Source organism: Flavobacterium psychroterrae (genome assembly GCF_018380615.1).
In the GTDB taxonomy this organism is placed as follows: domain Bacteria; phylum Bacteroidota; class Bacteroidia; order Flavobacteriales; family Flavobacteriaceae; genus Flavobacterium; species Flavobacterium psychroterrae.
Window position 1 is genome coordinate 121,891 of sequence record NZ_JAGYVZ010000011.1, and the last position, 22,853, is coordinate 144,743.

Here is a 22,853-nt window from a genome sequence, read left to right on the forward strand (position 1 = left end):
TCTATCTTAGATATTGTTGTAAAAATCAATTGTTTCTCCTTGTTGTACTTGAACAATCGCTTTCTTAATTGCATTTGTCTTTCCACTGATCAAACCACTTTTAGTGTATTTTGTAGTTCTATCCGGTCTTACGTTCATCGTGTTAACTGAAACTATTGTTACTCCATAAGCAGCTTCAATAGCTTTCTTAATTTGAACTTTGTTTGCTTTTTTGTCAACAACGAATCCGAAGCGGTTTAAAACTTCACTTTCTTTGGTTACTTTTTCTGTTACTATAGGTCTAATTATGATACTCATATTCCTATTATTTGCTTAAATTTTCTTCGATTAACTCCAAAGAACCTTCTAAAAGCACCAAATTATTAGTGTTTAAAATAGCATAAGTGCTTAATTCAGAGCTACTTACAACGCTAGAGGCCTTTAAATTGCGTGACGACAAATATACATTTTTATTTGACTCTCCCAACACAAATAGAGATTTTTTATTTTCTAACCCTAAAGCTTTCAAAACGTTAATGAAATTTTTAGTGTTTGGAGTTTCAAATTTAAAGTCCTCAAGAACGATAATATTTGACTCCTTTGCTTTGATTGAAAAAGCTGATTTTCTCGCCAATCTTTTCAAGCCTTTATTCAATTTAAATGAATAACTTCTTGGTCTTGGCCCAAAAATTGTTCCCCCACCTTTAAACAATGGATTTTTAATACTTCCCGCACGAGCAGTACCTGTTCCTTTTTGTTTTTTAATCTTACGCGTACTTCCTGTTACTTCAGCTCTTTCTTTAGCCTTGTGAGTTCCTTGTCTTTGATTAGCAAGATATTGCTTCACATCAAGGTATACAGCGTGATTGTTTGGTTCAATTGCGAATACTGAATCAGAAAGTTGAACTTTTCTTCCAGTATCTTTTCCGTTGAAATCTAATACTTTTACTTCCATTACTTCTGAATGATTACATAAGAGTTTTTATGTCCAGGAATACATCCTTTAATAACAAGTAGGTTCTTTTCAGCAACTACTTTTAAAACTCTAAGGTTTTGAACTTTTACATTATCTCCTCCCATTCTTCCAGCCATACGCATTCCTTTGAATACTCTAGATGGATAAGAAGAAGCTCCCACAGAACCTGGCGCTCTTAAACGGTTGTGTTGACCGTGAGTTGCTTGTCCAACACCACCAAATCCGTGACGTTTAACAACCCCTTGAAAACCTTTACCTTTAGACACACCTTGTACATCTACAAATTCTCCTTCAGCAAAAATAGAAACATCAATAAGATCTCCTAATTTTTGTTCAGTTGCAAAATCTTGAAATTCAACGACTTTTTTCTTAGCAACAGTTCCAGCTTTTTGAAAGTGACCTAAAGCCGCTTTAGTGGAATGTTTCTCGTTTTTGTCATCGAAACCAAGTTGCAACGCTTCGTACCCGTCAACACCTTTGGTTCTGACTTGGGTAACAACACACGGACCAGCTTCGATTACTGTACAAGGAATGTTTTTCCCATTTTCATCGAAAATACTAGTCATGCCGATTTTTTTACCAATTAACCCAGACATAAATATTAATTATTAATTACTAAAATTCCCTTCAATTTGAAAATAACATAAATTTCCAAACAGGGAGTGCAAAAGTATACATTAAAATTGAATATACCAAACAGTTAGAAAAATTAAATAGCTCATAATCAAAATCAAAGCATCAATCTCACCACCATCAACGTTACATTTCTTCAAAAAATTAATTGTAGCCATCTTAATCCACAACAACAACTCCCTTAACAATTACATAATCTCCAAAAGAAAAAAAATGCCGTAATACACTAAACAAAAGGCATTTAAATTAAAACAAAATAACAACACACATCTAAAAAAATTTACACAGCAAACTTTTAACCACAAAAAAAGCGAGACATTTCTGTCTCGCTTTTTATATATAAAATATAATAAAAAATTATACTTTTATTTCAACTTCAACCCCACTTGGCAATTCAAGTTTCATTAAAGCATCAATAGTTTTAGATGAAGATGAATAAATATCAATCAATCTCTTGTATGACATTACTTCAAATTGCTCTCTCGCTTTTTTATTAACGTGCGGAGAACGTAATACAGTGAAAAGTTTTTTGTGAGTTGGCAACGGAATTGGACCTGTTACAACTGCTCCAGTAGTTTTTACTGTTTTTACGATCTTTTCAGCAGACTTATCTACCAACATGTGATCGTAAGATTTTAGTTTTATTCTGATTTTTTGACTCATTTTCTTAAGAATTAAGCGTTACCTTTTGCTTTTTTAATTACAGCTTCTGAAATATTAGAAGGTGTTTCTGCATAGTGAGAAAACTCCATTGTTGAAGTAGCTCTACCAGAAGACAATGTTCTTAATGTTGTTACATATCCAAACATTTCTGACAAAGGCACATCAGCTTTAATAGTTTTAGCACCGTTTCTATCACCCATGTCATTAACCTGACCTCTACGACGGTTGATATCACCTACGATATCCCCCATGTTTTCTTCAGGAGTAATAACTTCCATTTTCATGATTGGCTCAAGAACAATTGCTCCAGCAGCTTTCGCTACTTCTCTATAACCCATTCTAGCTGCTAACTCAAAAGAAAGAGCATCAGAATCGACAGGGTGGAAAGATCCATCTGTCAAAGTTACTTTCAAACTATCCACTTGATAACCAGCCAAAGGACCAGTTTTCATAGCTTCACGGAAACCTTTTTCTACAGAAGGGATATATTCCTTAGGAACGTTACCACCTTTTACTGCATTAATAAACTGTAATCCTTTCGGAACTTTACCATCAACTTCATCAGCAGGTTCAAGTGTAAATACGATATCACCGAATTTACCACGACCTCCAGATTGTTTCTTGTAAGTTTCTCTGTGTGTTGCAGTTTTTGTAAACGCTTCTTTATATTCAACTTGAGGCTCACCTTGGTTTACTTCAACTTTAAATTCACGTTTCATACGATCAACCAAGATATCTAAGTGAAGCTCACCCATACCTGAGATAATAGTTTGCCCTGAAGCTTCATCTGTTCTAACAGTAAATGTTGGATCTTCTTCAGCTAATTTAGCCAAAGCCATACCCATTTTATCAACGTCAGCTTTAGTTTTAGGCTCAATTGCAATACCAATTACCGGCGCAGGGAATTTCATAGACTCAAGAATGATTGGGTGTTTTTCATCACACAAGGTATCTCCAGTTTTAATATCTTTAAATCCAACAGCAGCTCCAATATCTCCAGCCTCGATATAATCGATTGGATTTTGTTTGTTAGCATGCATTTGGTAGATACGAGAAATTCTTTCTTTATTACCTGAACGAGTATTCAAAACATAAGACCCAGCATCTAGACGTCCTGAATAAGCACGGAAGAAAGCTAAACGACCAACGAATGGGTCAGTAGCAATTTTAAATGCTAAAGCAGCGAACGGCTCTTTTACATCTGGCTTACGCAAGATTTTAGTTTGATCTTCTTCTAATAATTCAGCATCATCAGGATCAATTCCCCAGATACCTTCTTTATCCATTGGAGATGGCAAGTATTTACATACCGCATCTAACATGAATTGAACTCCTTTGTTTTTGAAAGAAGAACCAGCAATCATAGGAATGATAGCCATATCCATAGTTGCAGCTCTAAGAGCTACGTTGATTTCTTCCTCTGTAATAGAGTTTTCGTCTTCCATGAATTTTTCCAATAGATTTTCATCATAATCAGCAACCGCTTCAATAAGAATAGATCTATATTCTTTAACTTCAGCTAACATATCCTCTGGAATAGGCACAATATCAAAAGTTGCCCCTTGAGTAGCATCATGCCAGATGATAGCTTGGTTTTTTACTAAATCCACAACACCTCTGAAATCATTTTCTTCACCAATTGGCAAAGTAATCGCAACAGCATTTGACTTTAACATATCACGAACTTGTTGACAAACAGCCAAAAAGTTAGATCCTTGACGGTCCATTTTATTTACAAATCCCATACGTGGAACTCTATATTGATCTGCAAGTCTCCAGTTAGTTTCTGATTGTGGCTCAACACCATCAACAGCACTAAACAAGAAAACTAAACCATCAAGCACACGTAAAGAACGATTCACCTCTACAGTAAAATCAACGTGTCCGGGAGTATCAATAATATTAAAGTGATACGGCAAAGATTCAGGCAAAATTTTACCTTGCTCAGTTGGAAAATTCCACTCACAAGTTGTTGCAGCTGAAGTAATTGTAATACCTCTTTCTTGCTCTTGAGCCATCCAGTCCATTGTCGCAGCACCATCGTGTACTTCACCAATTTTATGTGACTTTCCAGTATAAAAAAGAATACGCTCAGTTGTTGTTGTTTTACCAGCATCAATGTGAGCAGCAATCCCAATATTTCTTGTATATTTTAAATCTCTAGCCATTTCTTACGAATTAAAATCTAAAGTGAGAGAAAGCTTTATTAGCTTCTGCCATCTTGTGAGTATCCATTCTTTTCTTAACCGCAGCACCTTCTTCTTTAGCAGCAGCTAAACATTCTGATGCTAAACGTTGTGCCATAGATTTTTCATTTCTTCTTCTAGAATAAAGTATTAACCACTTCATTGCCATAGAAATTTTTCTGTCTGGTCTAATTTGCATTGGAATTTGAAATGTAGCTCCACCTACTCTACGACTACGTACTTCTACGTGAGGCATAACGTTTGTTAAAGCATCTTTCCAAATTTCTAATGAAGATTTTTCTGAATCTTGCTTTTTAGACTCAATGATGTCAATTGCATCATAAAATACCTTGAAAGCTGTAGATTTCTTACCATCCCACATTAAGTTGTTCACAAAACGTGTTACCAATTGGTCGTTAAACCTTGGATCTGGTAAAAGTGGTCTTTTCTTTGCCGCTCTTTTTCTCATGTCTTTTTTTTAATAAAAAGTTATAGGTTATCCGTTAAACGTTATGTGTCAAAAATTTAAAACTTTCATTTTCAATCTCCAACTCTCAACTCCTAACCTCCAACTCTTAACGTTTTAAATTACTTTTTTGCTTCTTTTGGGCGTTTAGCACCGTACTTAGATCTTCTTTGCGTTCTTCCTGCAACTCCTGACGTGTCAAGCGCTCCACGAACGATATGATATCTAACACCTGGTAAATCTTTTACCCTTCCACCTCGCACTAATACTATCGAGTGCTCTTGTAGATTGTGTCCTTCTCCAGGGATGTAAGCATTCACTTCATTACCATTTGTCAAACGTACACGCGCAACTTTACGCATTGCAGAGTTTGGTTTTTTTGGTGTAGTAGTGTAAACACGCGTACAAACCCCTCTTCTTTGAGGACAAGAATCTAAAGCAACCGATTTACTCTTCTTAGTGATCTGAGTTCTTCCTGTTCTTACTAATTGTTGAATTGTTGGCATAATTAATACTAAAAATTTATTATGTATATTAAATTCCCGCTTTTTACGGGGTTGCAAATGTATAAAATATTTTTAAGTTTACAAACGTTAATCCATTAATTTTCAATAACATTATTTAAGCTTATGTTTTTACAAACAAACAATTGATATTTGCAATACTTTTAGAAACCAAATAATTAGTTTTGAAAAACCTTATTTACATATTCATCTTCTTTTTCGGAATCTCCAGTTATGGGCAAAATTTTTATTTAAAAATAAATGGGTCAAATGAAGTCGAAAATAAAATAATTGATTCTCTAAACTACTCAACAAACCACAAAAATGTAAAATCTATTTTTGACGAAATAAAAAACACAACAAAAAAATTATCTGAAAAAGGTTTTTTAGACAACACTACAGTAATTACCAAAGTAAATGATAGCACTTATCTCTCTATATTTAACTTAAAAAAACAAACAAAAACAATACATATATATATAGGTAGAAATAATGCTTTTTCTACGTCTTTTGAAACAAAAAACGATACTTTAATTTTAAAGTATAATGAGATAGAAAATTTTCTGAATCAAAAAATTATTAGTGCAGAAAAACTTGGTTTTGCACTTAGCAAAATCAAACTTGAAAACATCCGTAGAAAGGATTTAATAATTTATGCTGATTTAACTTTTAAATCCGAAAAAAAACGCAACATAAATTCCATTATTCTTACTCAAGAAAACATCAATAAAAACAATTATTTCCCTAAAGGACATTTAAAACAGCTTAATAAAAAATACATCAATAAAACCTTTAACCAGGAAATAATAAAAGAACTTTACGATGACATTAACAGCTTTGAATTTGCAACTCAAACAAAATATCCTCAAATATTATTCACAAGTGACTCAACCAAAATCTACACATACATAGAAAAAAGAAAAGCAAATACTTTTGATGGATACATAGGATTTTCAAATGATGAAAACAAAAAAACAACACTAAACGGATATCTAGATATAACCTTACTCAATACCCTTCATTCAGGCGAACAATTTTCATTGTATTGGAAAAGTGACGGCAACCAACAAAAAACATTTAATACAAAAATAGAAATACCATATATATTTCAATCAGCGCTAGGATTAAAAGCACAATTGAATATTTTTAAACAAGACAGCACTTTCCAAAACACAAAAACTTCCATTGATTTAGGGTATTATTTAAACTATAATTCTAAAATTTACTTAGGGTACCAATCAACTGAATCCAGTGATATTCAAAACACTAACAACTCAATTATCAGCGATTATAAAAACTCCTACATAACATCAACTTTTGATTATAAAAAAACAGATTACATCCATAATCTGTTTCCAAAAAAGGTATACATAAATTTCATTGCCGGGTACGGAAAAAGAGACACTAACAATGATCCTCAAACAGCACAATCAACCCGACAATTTTACATAAATACAAACTTTTCATACAATTTTGAACTAAACGCAAAAAACTACATCAATATAAATTCCCAAAATTTTTACCTGAAAAGCAAAGATTATATCACCAATGAACTATTTAGATTTGGAGGCACGAATTCAATAAGAGGTTTTTTAGAAAATAGCCTTCAGGCCAACTTTACAGCGATGCTCCTTACCGAGTACAGATTTGTTGTTTCAAAAAATCTCTACATCAATTCAATTCTGGATTATGCCATTTATCAGGATTTAACTAATACTCAAAATCGAAATAAAATAGAGAATTTAACCGGCATTGGAATCGGCACAACTATCCAAACCGCAAACGGTCTTCTAAGAATTAATCTTACCAATGGCGCGGGAAAGCTTCAAGAAATTCAGTTATTTAACACTATCGTTAACATATGTTATAATGTTAAATTTTAACTTTCATCAAAAATTCATTAAGACAACGTTAGGATTATTAACAAATTATTATGAATATTGCATCACTAATTCAAAATAATTGAGAAAATGAAACCAAAGTTCAATGGATTTTTAGTACTATTATTAGTGCTATTCGCGCAATTAACCTTTGCGCAAGAAAGAGCTGTCTCGGGGACTGTAACCGATGATGCAGGAATGCCTTTACCTGGCGTAAGTGTATTAATTAAGGGAACAAAAACTGGCACACAAACTGATTTTGATGGTAAATACTCCATTAAAGCAACAACAAGTCAAGTTTTAGTATTTAGCTACATTGGAATGAAATCGCAAGAAATTACAGCGAGCTCATCACAAGTGAACACTAAATTATCCGGAGATGCCCAACAACTTGAAGGAGTAGTAGTAACTACTGCGATGGGGATTAAAAGAGAAAAAAAATCTTTAGGGTATGCCTCTCAACAAATTGCAGGAAAAGATATTAATGGCGGAGCAGGAAATGCTAACGTTGCCAACCTTTTATCTGGTAAAGCTGCCGGTGTTGAAGTTCAAAGAAATAATAACTTTGGAGGATCTACAAATGTTGTAATTAGAGGAAATAAGTCACTTACAGGAAACAACCAAGCACTTTGGGTAATTGACGGGGTACCAATTGACAACTCGAATTCAAACGCATCTTCTCAACAAGTTGGTGGTGGAGGTTACGATTATGGAAATAATGCATCAGATATCAACCAAGAAGACATTGAAAGCATCAACATCCTTAAAGGAGCAGCCGCAACAGCACTTTATGGCTCAAGAGCCGCAAATGGTGTTGTAATGGTAACAACAAAAAAAGGAAAATCAAATGATAACAAAATTGGTTTTTCATTTTCAAGCGGATTTACAAATGGAAGTATCGACAAAAAGACATTTCCTGAATATCAAAACAAATATGGATCTGGTTACGGTTTTGGATCTTCATTTTTAGGAACCGGAACGCCTGACACAGTAGACACATCAAATGATGCCTCTGATGGAGACGCATTCGACAATCAGCCAGTTTACCAATGGGATGCTTTTACACCATTTTCACCAAATTACGGTAAGGCTACGCCATGGGCAGCTGCAAAAAATGGTCCGTCAAAATTCTTCAATGATGCTCATACATTTGTTAATAGCATATCGTTAGAAAAATCTACAGACAGATCTAGCTTATCGATGAGTTATGTAAATACAAACCAAACAGGTATTTTACCAAATAGCGAACTGAAGAAAAACCAGATAAGCGCAAGATTTAGTCAAAAAGTTACCGACAAGCTTACCGCTAACGCATATGCTGCGGTTACATTGCAAAGTACAGTGGGTAGAAACTCAACTGGATACAATGACAATATCATGAGTAACTTTAGACAATGGTGGCAAACAAATACTGACGTTCGAGCTTTAAAAGACGTTTACTTTGCATCAGGAGGACAAAACGTAACTTGGAACTGGGCTGATCCAACTGATCCATCAGGTTTAGTACCTGCATATTGGGACAACCCTTACTTTACTCGTTATCAAAATTACTCTTCAGATGACAGAACACGTTTATTTAGCTATGCATCTCTTAACTATGACATCACTCCTTGGTTAAGCGCATTAGGAAGAGTTTCCCTAGATACCTACAAACAACTTCAAGAAGAAAGAAGAGCTATAGGATCTATTGCTTCAGGATTTGGTCTTTCTCCTGTTGATGAATCATCAGGTTACCAAAGAAATGATATCAACTTTCAAGAGATTAATTATGATTTCATGTTAAATTTCAATAAAAAATTTGGCGACGACATTAGCGTAAATGGAGTTATTGGAACAAACATCAGAAGAAATGACAGAGAAAGCGTATTAGCTTCAACTGTTGGTGGATTGGTAGTACCTGGAATATATGCTCTGTCAAATTCCCGTTTAGACTTACCATTCCCAAAAGAAGCAAAAATATCTTCAGGTGTTAATGGTATTTATGCTCAAGGTTCTATCGGATTCTTAGACACTTACTTCTTGGACGCATCTGTAAGAAGAGACGTTTCATCTACATTACCAGACGACAACAATTCATATGTTTATCCTGCAGTTTCAGGATCTTTCTTATTCTCAAACCTTGTAAAAGCAAACTGGTTGAACCTTGGAAAATTCAGAGTGAATTATGCTGAAGTTGGAAATGACGCAGATGCTTTACAATTGAATAATACATATACAAGAGTTTCAAACTTTCAAGGACAACCTCTTTATACAAACTCATTACTACTTCCATTTCGTAGTATCAACAAAGATCCAAACCTAAAACCTGAGAGAACAAAATCTTTCGAAGTTGGTTTAGAAACAAGTTTACTAGACAGAAGATTAGGATTTGACATTACTTACTACAAAACAAATTCAGTTGATCAAATCGTTTCAGCAGCAGTTTCATCTGCATCTGGATACACTGCAGGATTAGTTAACGGTGGAAATATCGAAAACACAGGTTTAGAGCTACAATTAAGCGGAACTCCAATTAAAACGAAAGATTTTAGCTGGGAAATTATTGTAAACTGGTCTAATAACAAAAGTAAAGTTATCTCTTTACCGAACGGTTTAGACAATCTTCAATTAGGATCTTTCCAAGGAGGTGTTACAGTTAACGCAGCTCCTGGAGAAGCTTATGGAGCATTAAAAGGAACCGATTACGTGTACACAAATGGACAGCCAACTGTAGATCAAGCTACAGGAAAATATCTAATATCAACAAACTCAAGCAATACAATTGGAAACATAACTCCAGATTGGATTGGTGGTGTTAGAAATAAATTTAGCTATAAAAATTTAACTTTTGGATTTTTAATTGACACTCAAAAAGGTGGAGATATTTACTCATTAGATATGTATTATGGTCTTGCATCAGGATTATACAAAGAAACTGCTGTAGGCGACATTAGAGAAAATGGAACATTAAATGCAGGAGTAGCACCAGACGGAAGTCCAAACACTGTTAAAACAAAAGGAGGCTCAATAGCAAATAGTTTAGGATATCAAGCTGCACCAAACAAAACTTTCATTTACGACGCTTCTTTTGTAAAATTAAGAGAGGTATCTATTACTTACAACTTCCCTAAAAAGATGTTCGACAATACATTCTTAAGCTCTGCCTCTGCAAGCCTTGTAGGATCGAACTTATGGATAATCAGTAAAAATCTACCTTACGCAGATCCAGAAAGCGGATTATCTTCAGGAAATAGCTCTAGAGGTTATTCAGTTGGTTCATTACCAACAACTAGAGATATTGGATTTAACTTAACATTCAAATTTTAATACAGAAAAAATGAAAAAATTAATATATGCTTTAGGAATTATGATCCTCACAATTTCATGTGATGATAATAGCCTAACAGACTTAAATGTAGATGTAAAAAACCCTTCTGTAGTACCAGCAAGCACATTATTCACTAATGCAGAAAAAGGATTAACAGAACAACTTGTTAATACCAATGTAAATAAAAACATATTTAGATTAGTAAACCAGCAATGGACAGAGACTACATATCTGGACGAATCTACTTACAACTGGGTAACTCGTAAAATTTCTGACAATCACTGGGACAGATTGTATGCTGGAAGTTTAGCCGAACTTTCTCAAGCAAAAGATTTTATTGATAAAGAGGTAATCATATCTACAGATCCTGAATTTGCACAAAAAACCATTATCAAAAAAAACCAATTGATACTTATTGATATCTTATCGGTTTACACATATCAAATATTAGTTGATACATATGGCGATGTACCATATTCAGAAGCCTTGAAAGGATCAGGAAATTACCTTCCTAAATATGACAAAGCAGTTGATATATACAAAGACCTTATTGTTCGTTTAAATGCCAGCATTGCTAATATAGATGTTTCAAAACCTGCATTTGGCGCTGCCGATGTTATTTACCAAGATGATTTAGACGCCTGGGTTAAATTTGCAAACAGTATCAAATTAAAATTAGGAGTAAACCTGAAAGCATCTGGTTTAGAATCTGCAATTGCTGATGCTGCAATTATATCTGGTTCTACAGGTGCATTTACATCTAATGCAGATAATGCTAAATTACCATACATGGTAAATCTTCCTAATACAAATCCGCTTTACGTGGATATGGTATTTTCAGGAAGAAATGATTTTGTTGTTGCAAAACCATTTGTTGACGCTTTAGTTACTCTAAATGACCCAAGAAAAACTGCCTATTTCAGACCAACTTATAAGGATACTAATTCAGATGGTGATTTAGTTACAATTACAGGTTACAAAGGAGGAATAGTTGGATCTAAAAATAGCCAATCTAGATTTACACATGCGAGCGACAAGATAAAAGCACCAGACTTTAGCGGAACTTTATTAGATTATGCTGAAGTAGAATTTTTACTTGCCGAAGCTGCCGGAAGAGGAGTTGCAGTAAGCGGTGATATCGCCACACATTATGAAGCAGCAATTAGAGCATCGATGCAAGATTGGGGTATAGCCCCAGCAGATGCTGAAGCATATTTACTTCAACCTACTGTTGCTTATGCTACAGCTACAGGAACATGGCAACAAAAAGTTGGAGAGCAAGCATGGTACGCTTTATTCAATAGAGGATTTGAAGGGTGGACATCTACAAGAAGATTAAACTTTCCTGTTCTTACACCGCCGGCAAATGCTGATGCAGCTGCAGGAGGTCAAGTTCCGTCAAGAATGGCTTACCCTATTAGAGAGCAAACATTAAATGCTACAAATTATAATGCTGCCGCTACCTCAATTGGAGGAGACAAATTAAGCACAAAAATATTTTGGGATAAATAAAAAATCACTAACATAATTTAACATAAAGCCACTCTAGTATAGAGTGGCTTTTTTGTATAAAAGTTATAAAAAAAGAAAAAGTAATTCAAATTTGTCAAAATTTAACAACTCTAGCAACATCAAAAATTTAATTATTATTAAATTTTAATCAAAAAAATGAGAAATTATTATTTACATCGGCTTTTTAACTATAAAAAAACAATATACAGCGGTAAAATCATAATTTAACTAAAAAAAAAGCGCCTTATATTAGGTAGATTAACAAATTATTAAGAATTTTGTCAAACTAATTCAAAATATTTAAAAATGAAACTAAAGTTCAATGGATTCTTAGTACTTTTATTAGTACTAGTTGCGCAACTTACTTTCGCGCAAGAAAGAGCTGTTACTGGAACAGTTTCTGACAATACAGGAATGCCTCTACCAGGTGTTGGTGTATTAGTTAAAGGAACTAAAACAGGAACGCAAACAGACTTTGATGGTAAATTTTCTATCAAAGCATCTTCAAGTCAAGTTTTGGTATTTAGCTACATTGGGATGAAAACTCAAGAAGTAGCTGCAAGTTCAACTTCACTTAATATTAAATTAAAAGACGATTCAGTTGAATTGGAAGGTGTAGTTGTAACTGCATTGGGTATTAAAAAAGACGAGAAAAAACTTGGTTACGCAGTATCTAAAGTAACTTCAGATGAAATTACTAAATCTGGAGAACAAAACGTTCTTCAGGCATTAGCAGGAAAAGCTGCAGGTGTACAAATTATTGGTTCTGGAGGTACTCCTGGTGCATCAAGTAAAATTATTATTAGAGGTGCAAATACTATTACAGGATCTACAGACCCTTTGATCGTAGTTGACGGTATTCCGATTGACAACAGCACAACTCAAACTGCTGCTGGAGACAATCCTTTTAATGCTAACTTATCAGGAATCAACAATTCAAACAGAGCATTAGACATCAACCCTAATGATATTGAAAGCGTTACCATTCTTAAAGGACCTGCGGCAGCAGCTTTATATGGAGCGAGAGCTGGTAATGGGGTTATTATCTACACAACTAAAAAAGGTAAAAATGGTAAAGGTTTAGGTATCGATTTCAGTACATCATTATCTATTGACAAAGTAAGCCAATTACCTGCAAGACAAGGAAAATATGTTCAAGGTGATTACAATTTAACTGGTGTACCAACGTACGCAGTAAACACTCCTCAAAGCTGGGGACCATCTGCAGCTTCTTTAGGGATGAAAACATTTGATCAACCAGGCAACTTTTTCCAAGAAGGAATCACAAACACAAACAACATTTCATTCTACGGAGGAGACGAAAAAGCAACTTTCAGAGCTTCGTATGGTAATGTTACTCAAACTGGTATGATTCCAGAAACAGGTCTAAAAAGAAATACAATCAGACTTGCCGGAGACTTAAAACTAAGCGAAAAATGGAAAGCTGGAGCTAGTATGCAATACACACATACAACTAATACTTTAGCTCAAAATGGAAGTAATACTTCTGGAGTTATGTTAAGTTTAATGCGTTCCCCTATCAATTATGATTTGAGAAATTATAAAGACGAGTTTGGAAACAATACAAACTATTTCGCTTCATATGACAATCCATATTTTACTGTAAACGAAAATCCTGCAACCAGTGATGTTAATCGCGCGCTAGGAAATATCTTTTTAACTTATAGTCATGCAGAATGGCTATCATTAACTGCTAAAGCAGGTATTGATACATATTCTGATGCTCGTAAACAGATCTATGCTGTTTCTTCAAATGGAGATGGATTGGGAGGAATTGGTGAAGTAGCTTTTAACAGCATCACTAATAAAGATTACTACGGAGATTTTATTGCAACTGGTTTACTTCCTTTAAAATCTGAATGGTTAAAAATCAACTATACTGCAGGTCTTAACTTACGTTCTACACAATATTTAGATATATTCTCAAGAGGTAAAGGATTATCTGTTAGAGGACTTTATAATTTAGGAAACACTACAGAATTGTACGCTTCTAACTACGAAGAAAACACTATATCAAGAGCTATATTTGCTCAATTAGATTTTGACATTAAAGATCAGGTTTTCTTAGCAGGAACAATTAGAAAAGAATGGTCATCTACATATGGTGACAATGTACAAAGCGCAATATTCCCTTCAGGAACTGCTTCTTGGATCCTTTCAAACACTTTTGGATGGCAAAATTTCGTAAAGGTAAACTACGGATACGGAGAAGTAGGTATTGCTCCTGCTCCATATCGTACAGTTAGTATATTTGGACAACCTAGCATGACTGATGGTTATACTGATGGATTAACCTTCCCTTACGATGGAGTTAATGGTATGGCACTTGGTGGACGTTTAGGAAACCCAGACTTAAAACCAGAAAGAGTATTAGGTCACGATTTAGGTTTAAGCACTAAATTTTTTGATAATCGTTTATCTATTGATTTAAGTCTTTACTACAAGACATCAAAAGATTTATTAATTGACGTTCCTTTAGCTCAATCATCAGGCTATTCTTCACAGTACAAAAATGCTGCTGAATTAGTAAATAAAGGTATTGAACTTGAAGTTGGATATGACATTTTCAAAAAAAGTAACCCATTTCAATGGAACATCAACGCAAACTGGGCTAAAAACGAAAATGAAGTTACTGACATTTCTGGTGGTTTAAGTGAAATTTCTATCGAAAGTGCTTTTGCTTCAATTGGATATTATGCAGTTAAAGGACAACCATTAGGAAGTTTTTACGGAACTAAATGGCAACGTGATGCTAACGGTCAAAAAATTATTGGAGCTAATGGAATTCCATTACTTGATGGAGAAACAGGAAACCTTGGTAATTCAGCTCCTAAATGGACTGGAGGAATCAGAAACACATTCTCTTACAAAAGAGTAACTTTATCAGCGTTGTTAGATATTAGATACGGAGGAGAAGTTTATAATGGTACTTTAGCAAGATTAAACAGCATCGGTATCTCTGAAGCTTCTGCTGACAGAGAGAAAACATATATTGTAGAAGGAGTTAAAGCTGACGGTACACCAAATACAACACCTATAACTGCACAACAATACTACAGACAAGTTGTCGGCGATGGTGGTGGGGCTGCAGAAGAAGCAGTAGAAACTGTAAACTGGGTTAGACTTCGTGATGCAACTATAAGCTATGATTTTAATGTAAAACAATTTCCTTTCTTCTCAGCTGCACAGCTTTCACTTACAGGTAGAAACTTATGGTTAAATACTAACTATAAAGGTGTAGATCCTGAAACAAGTTTAACAGGAGCAGGTTCTAGAATTAATGGATTAGATTATTTCAACAATCCAGGTAGCAAATCATTCATAATGAGTCTACGTGTAAGCTTCTAATTTAAAACAAATAAAAATGAAAAAATATATAAAAAGCATAATTCTTGCGGCGTTTAGTATTAGTTTACTAACTGGCTGTCAGACAGAATTAGACGACTTTAATGACAATCCAAATAACCCTTCAACAAGCAATCCATCCTTATTAGTGGCTGCTATGGAAGTATCTACTTTTCAAACTCACACTAGTGGACTAACAAGAAATGCAGGTATTTTCACTCAACATTTAGCTGGTACGAATGTTGGTCAAATGGGAGAAATTGCACGTTACATTGTAACTGAGCAAGATGTAAACAACGAATGGAATACTCTTTATCAAACTACTTTGATGAATGGTCATATTTTAAACAGAGATTTCGCTAAAGACTACCCTTGGTACAATGGAATCGGACAAGTATTAACTGCATTAAACTTAGGCTATGCTACAGATATGTGGGGAGATATTCCTTACGATGAAGCTTTTCTTGCAGCTGAAGGAAATAAAAATCCTAAATACAATACACAACAAGAAATCTATGAAAGAATTCAAACTCTTCTAGATAAAGCTATTGTAAACTTATCTCAACCAGAAGATAGCAACGAAGAGATTCCTGAAGATGCTGATTTCATTTTTAATGGAGACACAGAAAAATGGACAAAAGTTGCTTATGTTTTAAAAGCAAGATTTGCTTTAAGATTAACAAATGTTGAAGGTAGTACTGTAGCAGCACAAAAAGCATTAGATTATATTACTAAAGCTGACATGACTGCTAATTCAGATGATGCAAACACATATTTCCCTGGTACAGCTAACAGCTTTAACCAATGGTACGCATTTAATGTGAGTCGTGCAAATTATCTAAAAGTTGGTAAATATTTCGTAGATTATCTACAAAACAATAACGATCCTAGATTAAGTTTTATGATCGCTAAAAACATACCACCTAAAGGTTCTACTGCACCAGCTATTTATATTGGAAATAGTGCGGAAGATCAAGCATCTACTGGAACTTCTTACATAGGACCAAAATATGCAAGTGCAAACTCTTCAATTGGAATAGTAACTTTTGCCGAAGCTAAATTCATTGAAGCTGAAGCAAAAGCTAGATTAGGTCAACCAAGTGCTCAAGTAGCATTACAAGAAGCTGTAACAGCTTCTGTAACAAAAATTACTGGTTCAGCACCCTCAGCTACCTTCCTAGGAACTGCTACAGCAACTTTTGATGTTGCAAATATTATCCAACAAAAATATCTTGCTCTTTTCTTAACTATGGAGCCGTATAATGATTACAGAAGAACTGGATTTCCAGCTTTAACTCCTAATAAAAATTCAAACACGAAACTTATTCCGGTAAGACTACCAACTCCATCGGACGAAAGACAATACAACACTAACGCAACTGTGGTTAGTAATGTAACAACTAAAGTTTGGTGGGATAAAGACTAATTTTATTCTAGAATAAATATATTAAACCACTCTGTTCATTCAGAGTGGTTTTTTTTTATATAAACATTATACCTATATTTGTCACATGGAAAAAGAACATCAAATTTTTGGAATTAGAGCCATTATAGAAGCAATTCAAGCAGGTAAAGAAGTTGATAAAGTATTTATACAAAAGGAAATTTCTGGAGAATTAATGAAAGATTTAATGAAAGTGATGAAACGCGCTAACATTAATTTCTCTTATGTACCTGTTGAAAAATTAAATCGGTTAACACCAAATAATCACCAGGGAGCAGTTGCATCCATCTCTCCTATTGGATTTATAGATTTAGAACATTTAGTTGAATCGACTCTTGCATCTGGTACAAAACCATTATTTTTAATACTAGATCAGATTTCTGATGCGCGAAATTTTGGAGCGATCATAAGAACAGCAGAATGTACCGGTGTAAACGGAATCATTGTTCAAAAGGCAGGATCAGCGCCAGTAAATGGCGATACAGTTAAAACTTCTGCGGGAGCAGTATTTAATGTGCCTATTTGTAAAGTTGAGCATATTAAGGATGCTATTTTTTATCTTCAGGGATCAGGAATTAAAACAGTTGCTGCAACTGAAAAAACTGAACAGAATATTTATGACGTAGCATTAAACGAACCTGTAGCTATAATTATGGGATCTGAGGACAGAGGAATAAACCCTTCAGTACTTAAAATTGTTGACGAAAAAGCAAAATTACCAATGTTTGGAACAATAGGATCTTTAAACGTTTCTGTAGCTTGTGGAGCTTTTCTATATGAAGCTGTTCGCCAAAGAAGTTAAATAGTATTGAGAATGAGATTACGCATGACAAATAAATCTATCATGAATGTCTTTAAAGTTAACTCATAATATATTCTTATATAAAACTTTTTGTTTAATTGTAATTTTATTAATTACAAATTTAAGCTATGGACAAGCCACAACCTACGGGCAATTCTGGAATGAAATTCAATTTAGCAGAACATTAAATGAAAAATGGTCTGCTGAATTAGATCTCGGCTCATCTTACAGCAGTACTGCAACTTCTTCGGATATTTTTCAGTCCAATATTCAAAAATCGTTTAGAGGCTGGGGACATTATTATTTATCTCCCCGATGGAAACTTTCGACTTTTGTTGCTTACTATGACAATAAAGATGTGCCGGAAATTGGTCAGTTTAAATCTCCGGAATGGAGATTTGCTTTACAGGGAATATACTATTTTCATAAAACTGGCTATACTTTAAGCACAAGAATGAGAATGGAATTGCGACATATGAGAAACGGAGAAGATGATTATGAAAATGTTCTTCGTTATCGTCAGCAAATAAAGTATATAAAACCTATCAATAGTAAAATACTTCGGGAAGGCGTGGTTTATGCGATTGCATCAGATGAATTATATTTTAAATCGGGAACCAAAGTAACAGGTCTTAGTTTTTTTGACCGCAATAAACTTAACGTTGGTGCAGGTTATTTATTTACAGATGATATTCAGGTGGAGTTAACTTATGCAAACGAATATTTGCCAAGAGACGAACAAAATCAGATTGTGAATGCCGCGTCTCTCACTATTACTTTTAATAATCTTTTTAAGAATATTGAAAAAAAATTATCACATCTTCATAATAATCCAAAAGCTGAGGATTAAAATTAATTTTCCTCCTTTTTTAGAAAACATTCCAGCTGTTCCATTATAGCATCCTTATGTAATTTGAAATTATAATCGCGAACAAATTCTGTTCCTTTCATATTAATTTCGGCAACTACCGCTTCAAACTTAGAAAAAGCATCAATATCTTTTTGATCCATTAAATAAAGCACCTGCATTATCGAATCATTATTCCTGTATTGTGTATCGTAGTGTGTCAGCTTATATTCTTGCTTATTCGATAAGTGGATAATTAAATCATCGTTGATTTTTTTACCTTCTTTTTTAGAAGGAAATGGTGAAGGCTGCAAAGCCACAAAATAATGCTCTTTGTCTGTTACAATATTAATTTTTAGTGATTTTGATTTTGTGATATAAAAATCGGCTGGTTCAAAATAGTACATCATTGTACCATCTGCCTGTACCCTATTTTTAATCTCGCATTGAGCTTCTATTTTTGAAATGAAAGCGAATGATAAAACAACAATAAGTAAGTTTATTTTTCTCATAACACATTGATTGAAATTACAACACAAACAAAAGTAGTGTTTTTAAATCAATCAATATTCCTGAGTTAAATTTCATCATCTGATTCTCTTTTTGTTACAGTATAATTAACTGAGAAATTTGAATTGTAATAACTTGATAAAACTTCCAATTCCTCTTCCTCGACTTCTGTATTTACAAAGTTTCCACTTTCATCAAAATGTTTCATAAACGCATCCTGATCCGGATTGAAATCTGGTTTTTGCCATTCGTAAACAATTGGTTTTGCATATTCCGGAGTTTTGTAAAATAATGACATTCCAAATCCTGTGATGAAACCAGCTAAATGCCCTTCCCAGGAAATGGTTTTATCTACGTCTGGAAAAACATACCAAATCATTCCACCATATAATAAAATTACAGATAATGAGAGCGCTACTAAACGATAATATCTGGTTTGAATTCCTTTAAAAAAGATAAAACTCACTAAAACATATATTAATCCGCTGGCGCCAATATGATAATTTTCACGCCCAATGATCCAGGTTATTAACCCCGAAAACAAAATACCGAAAGCAATTACAGCAAAAGTTTGTTTTGGATAAAAAAATTGCATTGCTGCCAATAATACTAAAAGCGGAATGGAGTTATTATATAGATGGTCTAAATTTTCATGAATAAAAGGACTGAATAAAACGCCTTGCAAACCTGAAAAGTCTCGCGGATAAATACCGTTTTGATAGAAATCAAAGTCAAAGCGAATTTGAACCCAATAAATAATCCACAAAAAAAGAACAAAAAAAACGGGAAGACCAATAACGGCATTCGAAAATTTAAAGTGGTTATCATTCATTGTTTTTGAAATAAAGTTAAAAAGACAATATCAAAAAACTATCCAATTACAATTTACTGATAATTTGTCAGCTAACCTGAATATTCATGTACACAATTATAGCCCTGATAGAAGCGGTATCCTTTTTCTGGCTTTTTCAGACAGAAAAAGATATAGCGGATAGCAGGAAATAGCTCCTAATAATGGATATATAAATTGAAAAATAGTAATTTTACAAAATGGAAGCACCTTTAGCCGAGCGTATTCGCCCACAGCAATTAGAAGACTACATTAGTCAAAGTCATTTGGTTGGACCAAACGGTTCGTTGACGCAACAAATTTCAAAAGGACTTATTCCTTCACTAATATTTTGGGGACCTCCGGGAACTGGAAAAACAACTTTAGCCCAGATTATTGCTCAGGAATCTAAACGTCCGTTTTATATTTTGAGCGCAATTAATTCAGGTGTCAAAGATATTCGTGATGTAATTGACAAAGCCAAACAAAGCGGCGGATTGTTTACGGCTAAAAATCCTATTTTATTTATTGATGAGATCCACAGGTTTAGCAAATCGCAACAGGATTCACTTCTTGCTGCTGTTGAAAAAGGCTGGATTACACTTATTGGAGCAACTACAGAGAATCCAAGTTTTGAAGTTATTCCTGCATTATTGTCACGTTGCCAGGTTTATATTCTAAATGCTTTTACAAAAGCAGATCTTGAAGCTTTGCTTCATCGTGCAATGAAAAAAGACAGCTTTTTAGCATCAAAAAACATTACACTAAAGGAAACGGAAGCTTTATTGAGACTTTCGGGCGGAGATGGGAGAAAACTATTGAATATTTTTGAACTTGTTGTAAACGCTTCGGCGGGTGATGAAGTAATAATTACAAATGATCGTGTTTTTGAATTAGTGCAGCAAAATACTGTTTTGTATGACAAAAGTGGTGAACAGCATTATGATATTGTTTCGGCATTTATAAAATCAATTCGTGGCAGTGATCCTAATGGTGCTGTTTATTGGCTGGCAAGAATGATTGAAGGCGGCGAAGATGTGAAATTTATCGCACGAAGAATGCTTATTTTATCCAGTGAAGATATAGGAAATGCAAATCCTACGGCATTTATAATGGCAAATAATACGTTTCAGGCGGTAACCACTATTGGTTATCCTGAGAGCCGAATAATATTGAGCCAATGCGCCATTTATCTGGCAACTTCGCCAAAAAGTAATGCATCATATATGGCAATTGGAAACGCGCAACAATTGGTAAAACAAACCGGCGATTTGCCTGTTCCTATTCATTTAAGAAATGCTCCAACAAAACTGATGAAAGAATTAGGTTATGGCGACGAGTATAAATATTCGCACGATTATGCGAATAACTTTGCAGAGCAGGAATTCTTGCCTGATGCCATAAAAGAAACGGTTCTTTATAATCCGGGAAGCAATTCAAGAGAGAACAGCAACCGCGAATTTTTAAAGAACCGTTGGAAAGATAAATATGGTTATTAAAACCTTATTTTATTTTAGAATTTTACTGAAACTTTCTCAGAAACTAATTGATCATTTTTATAATATTCAAAAAACCATTGATTGTCTTTTGCATTTAATGATCCCTGAACACCATCTTTTATTGCAATAAAAGAATCAGGACGTGATGTTTTCAATAACTTCATGACAACTTTTGGCGTTTTGTCAATTAACTGATATCCGTTTTCTGTAGGCTGAGCGTACAATAAATTAGGATCTTTCATGTCTGCAACCGGAGGAGCAATTGCTGTAGTTGTTACGACTTGAGCCTGAGGAGATAATTGGGCTGCAGTTGACGCTTTTGCAGTTCCTAAGGCTTTACCATTATATTTATAATGCAACGCACTTACTGAAACAAATGCTAAATCCAGAGATTCTCTATAAGCAATTTCATAATCTTTTTCTTTGCTTTTCCCAATATCCGATGTGTAGATTACTTTACCGTAGCAATCTTTAAATTCTATAAAAAGTTTAGTGATTAGAAAACCATTGTCTTTTTTTACGTCAACATATAAAAGATCACAACGGTCTCCAAAACCAGCAGGAAGTTCCTCATTACCATAAAAAGCCTGAAATCCGGCTTTGTTTAAATTCGCTTTTGTCATTGTAGACATTCTATACTGATTTTCTGATTTCAGGAAATCATATTTTAATGGCACAATAACACCTTTGTAATCATTAACGGTTTGTGAAAATCCAATAACTGAAATAAGAAGCGCAACCAACAAAAATTTAATTCTCATAATTATAAATATTTTTTAAGTTCTAATAAATGGTTTATCTGTTTTATATTTTCCGGAGCAACTACTTTTTTATCATTAAAAAAAATAGCATCTAAACCGGCATTCAAAGCACCGTTGACATCTGCATCAAGACAATCGCCAATCATGATACTATTGTGCTTTTGAGCTTTGGCAACATTTACGGCATAATCAAAGATAATACTATTTGGCTTTTTTACGCCAGCGAGTTCAGAATTTGTTATGGTATCAAAATAACCGGACAATAATGCGTTATTTATTTTCTTGTCCTGAACGTTTGCAAAACCATTAGTAATGATATGCAATTTGTATTTTGGTTTTAAATATTCCAAAACTTCAATTGCTCCATCAAAAAGATAATTATTATCGGTTAAGTATTCGATATAATCGTTTGCAATTTCATTTATATTTTTATCAGAAATTGCAAAATTCAATGCATCAAATGAAAATTTTAATCTGTTATAACGCAACTCTACATGTGTGATTTTATCATGTTGATATAACTTCCAGCATTCCTGATTTATAGGAGCATAATGAGTTATAAAATCCTGTATTTTAATTTCAGGAAATCTGTTTTTAAAAATTCGGTCAAAAGCCATTTCTGAGTTTTTATCAAAATCCCAAAGCGTGTGATCTAAATCAAAAAAAACGTCAGTTATTGTGGTATTCATA

The 22,853-nt window shown here is 33.9% G+C and carries 19 protein-coding genes; 8 read left to right on the forward strand and 11 right to left on the reverse strand.

Going from position 1 to position 22,853, the window contains the following annotated elements:
* Window positions 1-6: 6 nt before the first annotated feature.
* From rplW to rpsL, 7 genes are all read right to left on the reverse strand, one after another.
* Entirely contained in the window at window positions 7-297 is a 291-nt protein-coding gene (gene rplW, locus KHA90_RS13190; RefSeq protein WP_213300751.1) for a 50S ribosomal protein L23, read from the reverse strand.
* Window positions 298-304: 7 nt separating this feature from the next.
* Window positions 305-934 (reverse strand): 50S ribosomal protein L4, encoded by a 630-nt coding sequence (gene rplD, locus KHA90_RS13195; RefSeq protein WP_213300754.1) that lies wholly within the window; start codon window positions 932-934, stop codon window positions 305-307.
* Window positions 934-1,551, reverse strand: a complete 618-nt coding sequence (rplC, locus tag KHA90_RS13200) for a 50S ribosomal protein L3 (RefSeq protein ID WP_213300757.1) — start codon at window positions 1,549-1,551, stop codon at window positions 934-936. Before rplC ends, rplD begins: the two co-directional genes overlap by 1 nt.
* A 394-nt stretch (window positions 1,552-1,945) precedes the next feature.
* Window positions 1,946-2,251 carry a 30S ribosomal protein S10 gene (gene rpsJ, locus KHA90_RS13205; RefSeq protein ID WP_007803605.1) on the reverse strand — a complete coding sequence of 102 codons (306 nt, stop codon included), beginning with the start codon at window positions 2,249-2,251 and terminating at the stop codon, window positions 1,946-1,948.
* 11 nt (window positions 2,252-2,262) lie between these two features.
* Window positions 2,263-4,419 (reverse strand): elongation factor G, encoded by a 2,157-nt coding sequence (gene fusA / locus KHA90_RS13210; RefSeq protein ID WP_213300771.1) that lies wholly within the window; start codon window positions 4,417-4,419, stop codon window positions 2,263-2,265.
* Window positions 4,420-4,429: 10 nt separating this feature from the next.
* Complete coding sequence (gene rpsG / locus KHA90_RS13215) at window positions 4,430-4,906, reverse strand: 30S ribosomal protein S7 (protein WP_007803600.1); 477 nt, start codon at window positions 4,904-4,906, stop codon at window positions 4,430-4,432.
* Between the two features lie 119 nt (window positions 4,907-5,025).
* Window positions 5,026-5,409 (reverse strand): 30S ribosomal protein S12, encoded by a 384-nt coding sequence (gene rpsL, locus KHA90_RS13220; protein WP_007136570.1) that lies wholly within the window; start codon window positions 5,407-5,409, stop codon window positions 5,026-5,028.
* A gap of 182 nt (window positions 5,410-5,591) precedes the next feature.
* Between rpsL and KHA90_RS13225 the strand changes: the two genes are divergently transcribed.
* The 7 genes from KHA90_RS13225 to KHA90_RS13255 all read left to right on the forward strand — a co-directional run bounded on the left by KHA90_RS13225 (window position 5,592) and on the right by KHA90_RS13255 (window position 18,567).
* On the forward strand, window positions 5,592-7,289 hold the full coding sequence (locus tag KHA90_RS13225; RefSeq protein ID WP_244860322.1) for a BamA/TamA family outer membrane protein: 1,698 nt from the start codon (window positions 5,592-5,594) through the stop codon (window positions 7,287-7,289).
* An 87-nt stretch (window positions 7,290-7,376) separates the two neighbouring features.
* Window positions 7,377-10,592, forward strand: coding sequence for a SusC/RagA family TonB-linked outer membrane protein (locus KHA90_RS13230; protein ID WP_213300787.1), 3,216 nt, complete (start codon window positions 7,377-7,379; stop codon window positions 10,590-10,592).
* Window positions 10,593-10,602: 10 nt separating this feature from the next.
* Window positions 10,603-12,105 (forward strand): SusD/RagB family nutrient-binding outer membrane lipoprotein, encoded by a 1,503-nt coding sequence (locus KHA90_RS13235; RefSeq protein WP_213300789.1) that lies wholly within the window; start codon window positions 10,603-10,605, stop codon window positions 12,103-12,105.
* A gap of 306 nt (window positions 12,106-12,411) precedes the next feature.
* Window positions 12,412-15,474 carry a SusC/RagA family TonB-linked outer membrane protein gene (locus KHA90_RS13240; protein WP_213300802.1) on the forward strand — a complete coding sequence of 1,021 codons (3,063 nt, stop codon included), beginning with the start codon at window positions 12,412-12,414 and terminating at the stop codon, window positions 15,472-15,474.
* Between the two features lie 16 nt (window positions 15,475-15,490).
* Window positions 15,491-16,897, forward strand: coding sequence for a SusD/RagB family nutrient-binding outer membrane lipoprotein (locus KHA90_RS13245; RefSeq protein WP_213300805.1), 1,407 nt, complete (start codon window positions 15,491-15,493; stop codon window positions 16,895-16,897).
* A gap of 85 nt (window positions 16,898-16,982) precedes the next feature.
* A complete protein-coding gene (rlmB, locus tag KHA90_RS13250; RefSeq protein ID WP_213300808.1) occupies window positions 16,983-17,717 on the forward strand; it encodes a 23S rRNA (guanosine(2251)-2'-O)-methyltransferase RlmB in 735 nt (244 codons plus the stop codon).
* A 46-nt stretch (window positions 17,718-17,763) separates the two neighbouring features.
* Window positions 17,764-18,567, forward strand: a complete 804-nt coding sequence (locus KHA90_RS13255; RefSeq protein ID WP_213300811.1) for a DUF2490 domain-containing protein — start codon at window positions 17,764-17,766, stop codon at window positions 18,565-18,567.
* A gap of 2 nt (window positions 18,568-18,569) precedes the next feature.
* On the opposite strand, the gene KHA90_RS13260 is transcribed toward KHA90_RS13255, so the two are convergent.
* Both KHA90_RS13260 and KHA90_RS13265 read right to left on the reverse strand, forming a co-directional pair.
* A complete protein-coding gene (locus KHA90_RS13260; RefSeq protein WP_213300814.1) occupies window positions 18,570-19,076 on the reverse strand; it encodes a hypothetical protein in 507 nt (168 codons plus the stop codon).
* A 65-nt stretch (window positions 19,077-19,141) separates the two neighbouring features.
* A complete protein-coding gene (locus tag KHA90_RS13265; RefSeq protein ID WP_213300817.1) occupies window positions 19,142-19,906 on the reverse strand; it encodes a rhomboid family intramembrane serine protease in 765 nt (254 codons plus the stop codon).
* Window positions 19,907-20,124: 218 nt separating this feature from the next.
* Between KHA90_RS13265 and KHA90_RS13270 the strand changes: the two genes are divergently transcribed.
* Window positions 20,125-21,402, forward strand: coding sequence for a replication-associated recombination protein A (locus tag KHA90_RS13270; RefSeq protein ID WP_213300819.1), 1,278 nt, complete (start codon window positions 20,125-20,127; stop codon window positions 21,400-21,402).
* Window positions 21,403-21,416: 14 nt separating this feature from the next.
* On the opposite strand, the gene KHA90_RS13275 is transcribed toward KHA90_RS13270, so the two are convergent.
* Entirely contained in the window at window positions 21,417-22,163 is a 747-nt protein-coding gene (locus KHA90_RS13275; RefSeq protein ID WP_213300822.1) for a hypothetical protein, read from the reverse strand.
* A gap of 2 nt (window positions 22,164-22,165) precedes the next feature.
* Window positions 22,166-22,852, reverse strand: a complete 687-nt coding sequence (locus KHA90_RS13280; protein WP_213300825.1) for a YjjG family noncanonical pyrimidine nucleotidase — start codon at window positions 22,850-22,852, stop codon at window positions 22,166-22,168.
* Between the last annotated feature and the right edge of the window lies 1 nt (window position 22,853).

Coding starts and splice junctions, on each gene's coding strand:
- rplW (WP_213300751.1), bottom strand. CDS start 297: ATGAGTATCATAATTAGACCTATAGTAACAGAAAAAGTAACCAAAGAA.
- rplD (WP_213300754.1), bottom strand. CDS start 934: ATGGAAGTAAAAGTATTAGATTTCAACGGAAAAGATACTGGAAGAAAA.
- rplC (WP_213300757.1), bottom strand. CDS start 1,551: ATGTCTGGGTTAATTGGTAAAAAAATCGGCATGACTAGTATTTTCGAT.
- rpsJ (WP_007803605.1), bottom strand. CDS start 2,251: ATGAGTCAAAAAATCAGAATAAAACTAAAATCTTACGATCACATGTTG.
- fusA (WP_213300771.1), bottom strand. CDS start 4,419: ATGGCTAGAGATTTAAAATATACAAGAAATATTGGGATTGCTGCTCAC.
- rpsG (WP_007803600.1), bottom strand. CDS start 4,906: ATGAGAAAAAGAGCGGCAAAGAAAAGACCACTTTTACCAGATCCAAGG.
- rpsL (WP_007136570.1), bottom strand. CDS start 5,409: ATGCCAACAATTCAACAATTAGTAAGAACAGGAAGAACTCAGATCACT.
- KHA90_RS13230 (WP_213300787.1), top strand. CDS start 7,377: ATGAAACCAAAGTTCAATGGATTTTTAGTACTATTATTAGTGCTATTC.
- KHA90_RS13235 (WP_213300789.1), top strand. CDS start 10,603: ATGAAAAAATTAATATATGCTTTAGGAATTATGATCCTCACAATTTCA.
- KHA90_RS13240 (WP_213300802.1), top strand. CDS start 12,412: ATGAAACTAAAGTTCAATGGATTCTTAGTACTTTTATTAGTACTAGTT.
- KHA90_RS13245 (WP_213300805.1), top strand. CDS start 15,491: ATGAAAAAATATATAAAAAGCATAATTCTTGCGGCGTTTAGTATTAGT.
- rlmB (WP_213300808.1), top strand. CDS start 16,983: ATGGAAAAAGAACATCAAATTTTTGGAATTAGAGCCATTATAGAAGCA.
- KHA90_RS13255 (WP_213300811.1), top strand. CDS start 17,764: ATGTCTTTAAAGTTAACTCATAATATATTCTTATATAAAACTTTTTGT.
- KHA90_RS13260 (WP_213300814.1), bottom strand. CDS start 19,076: ATGAGAAAAATAAACTTACTTATTGTTGTTTTATCATTCGCTTTCATT.
- KHA90_RS13265 (WP_213300817.1), bottom strand. CDS start 19,906: ATGAATGATAACCACTTTAAATTTTCGAATGCCGTTATTGGTCTTCCC.
- KHA90_RS13270 (WP_213300819.1), top strand. CDS start 20,125: ATGGAAGCACCTTTAGCCGAGCGTATTCGCCCACAGCAATTAGAAGAC.
- KHA90_RS13275 (WP_213300822.1), bottom strand. CDS start 22,163: ATGAGAATTAAATTTTTGTTGGTTGCGCTTCTTATTTCAGTTATTGGA.
- KHA90_RS13280 (WP_213300825.1), bottom strand. CDS start 22,852: ATGAATACCACAATAACTGACGTTTTTTTTGATTTAGATCACACGCTT.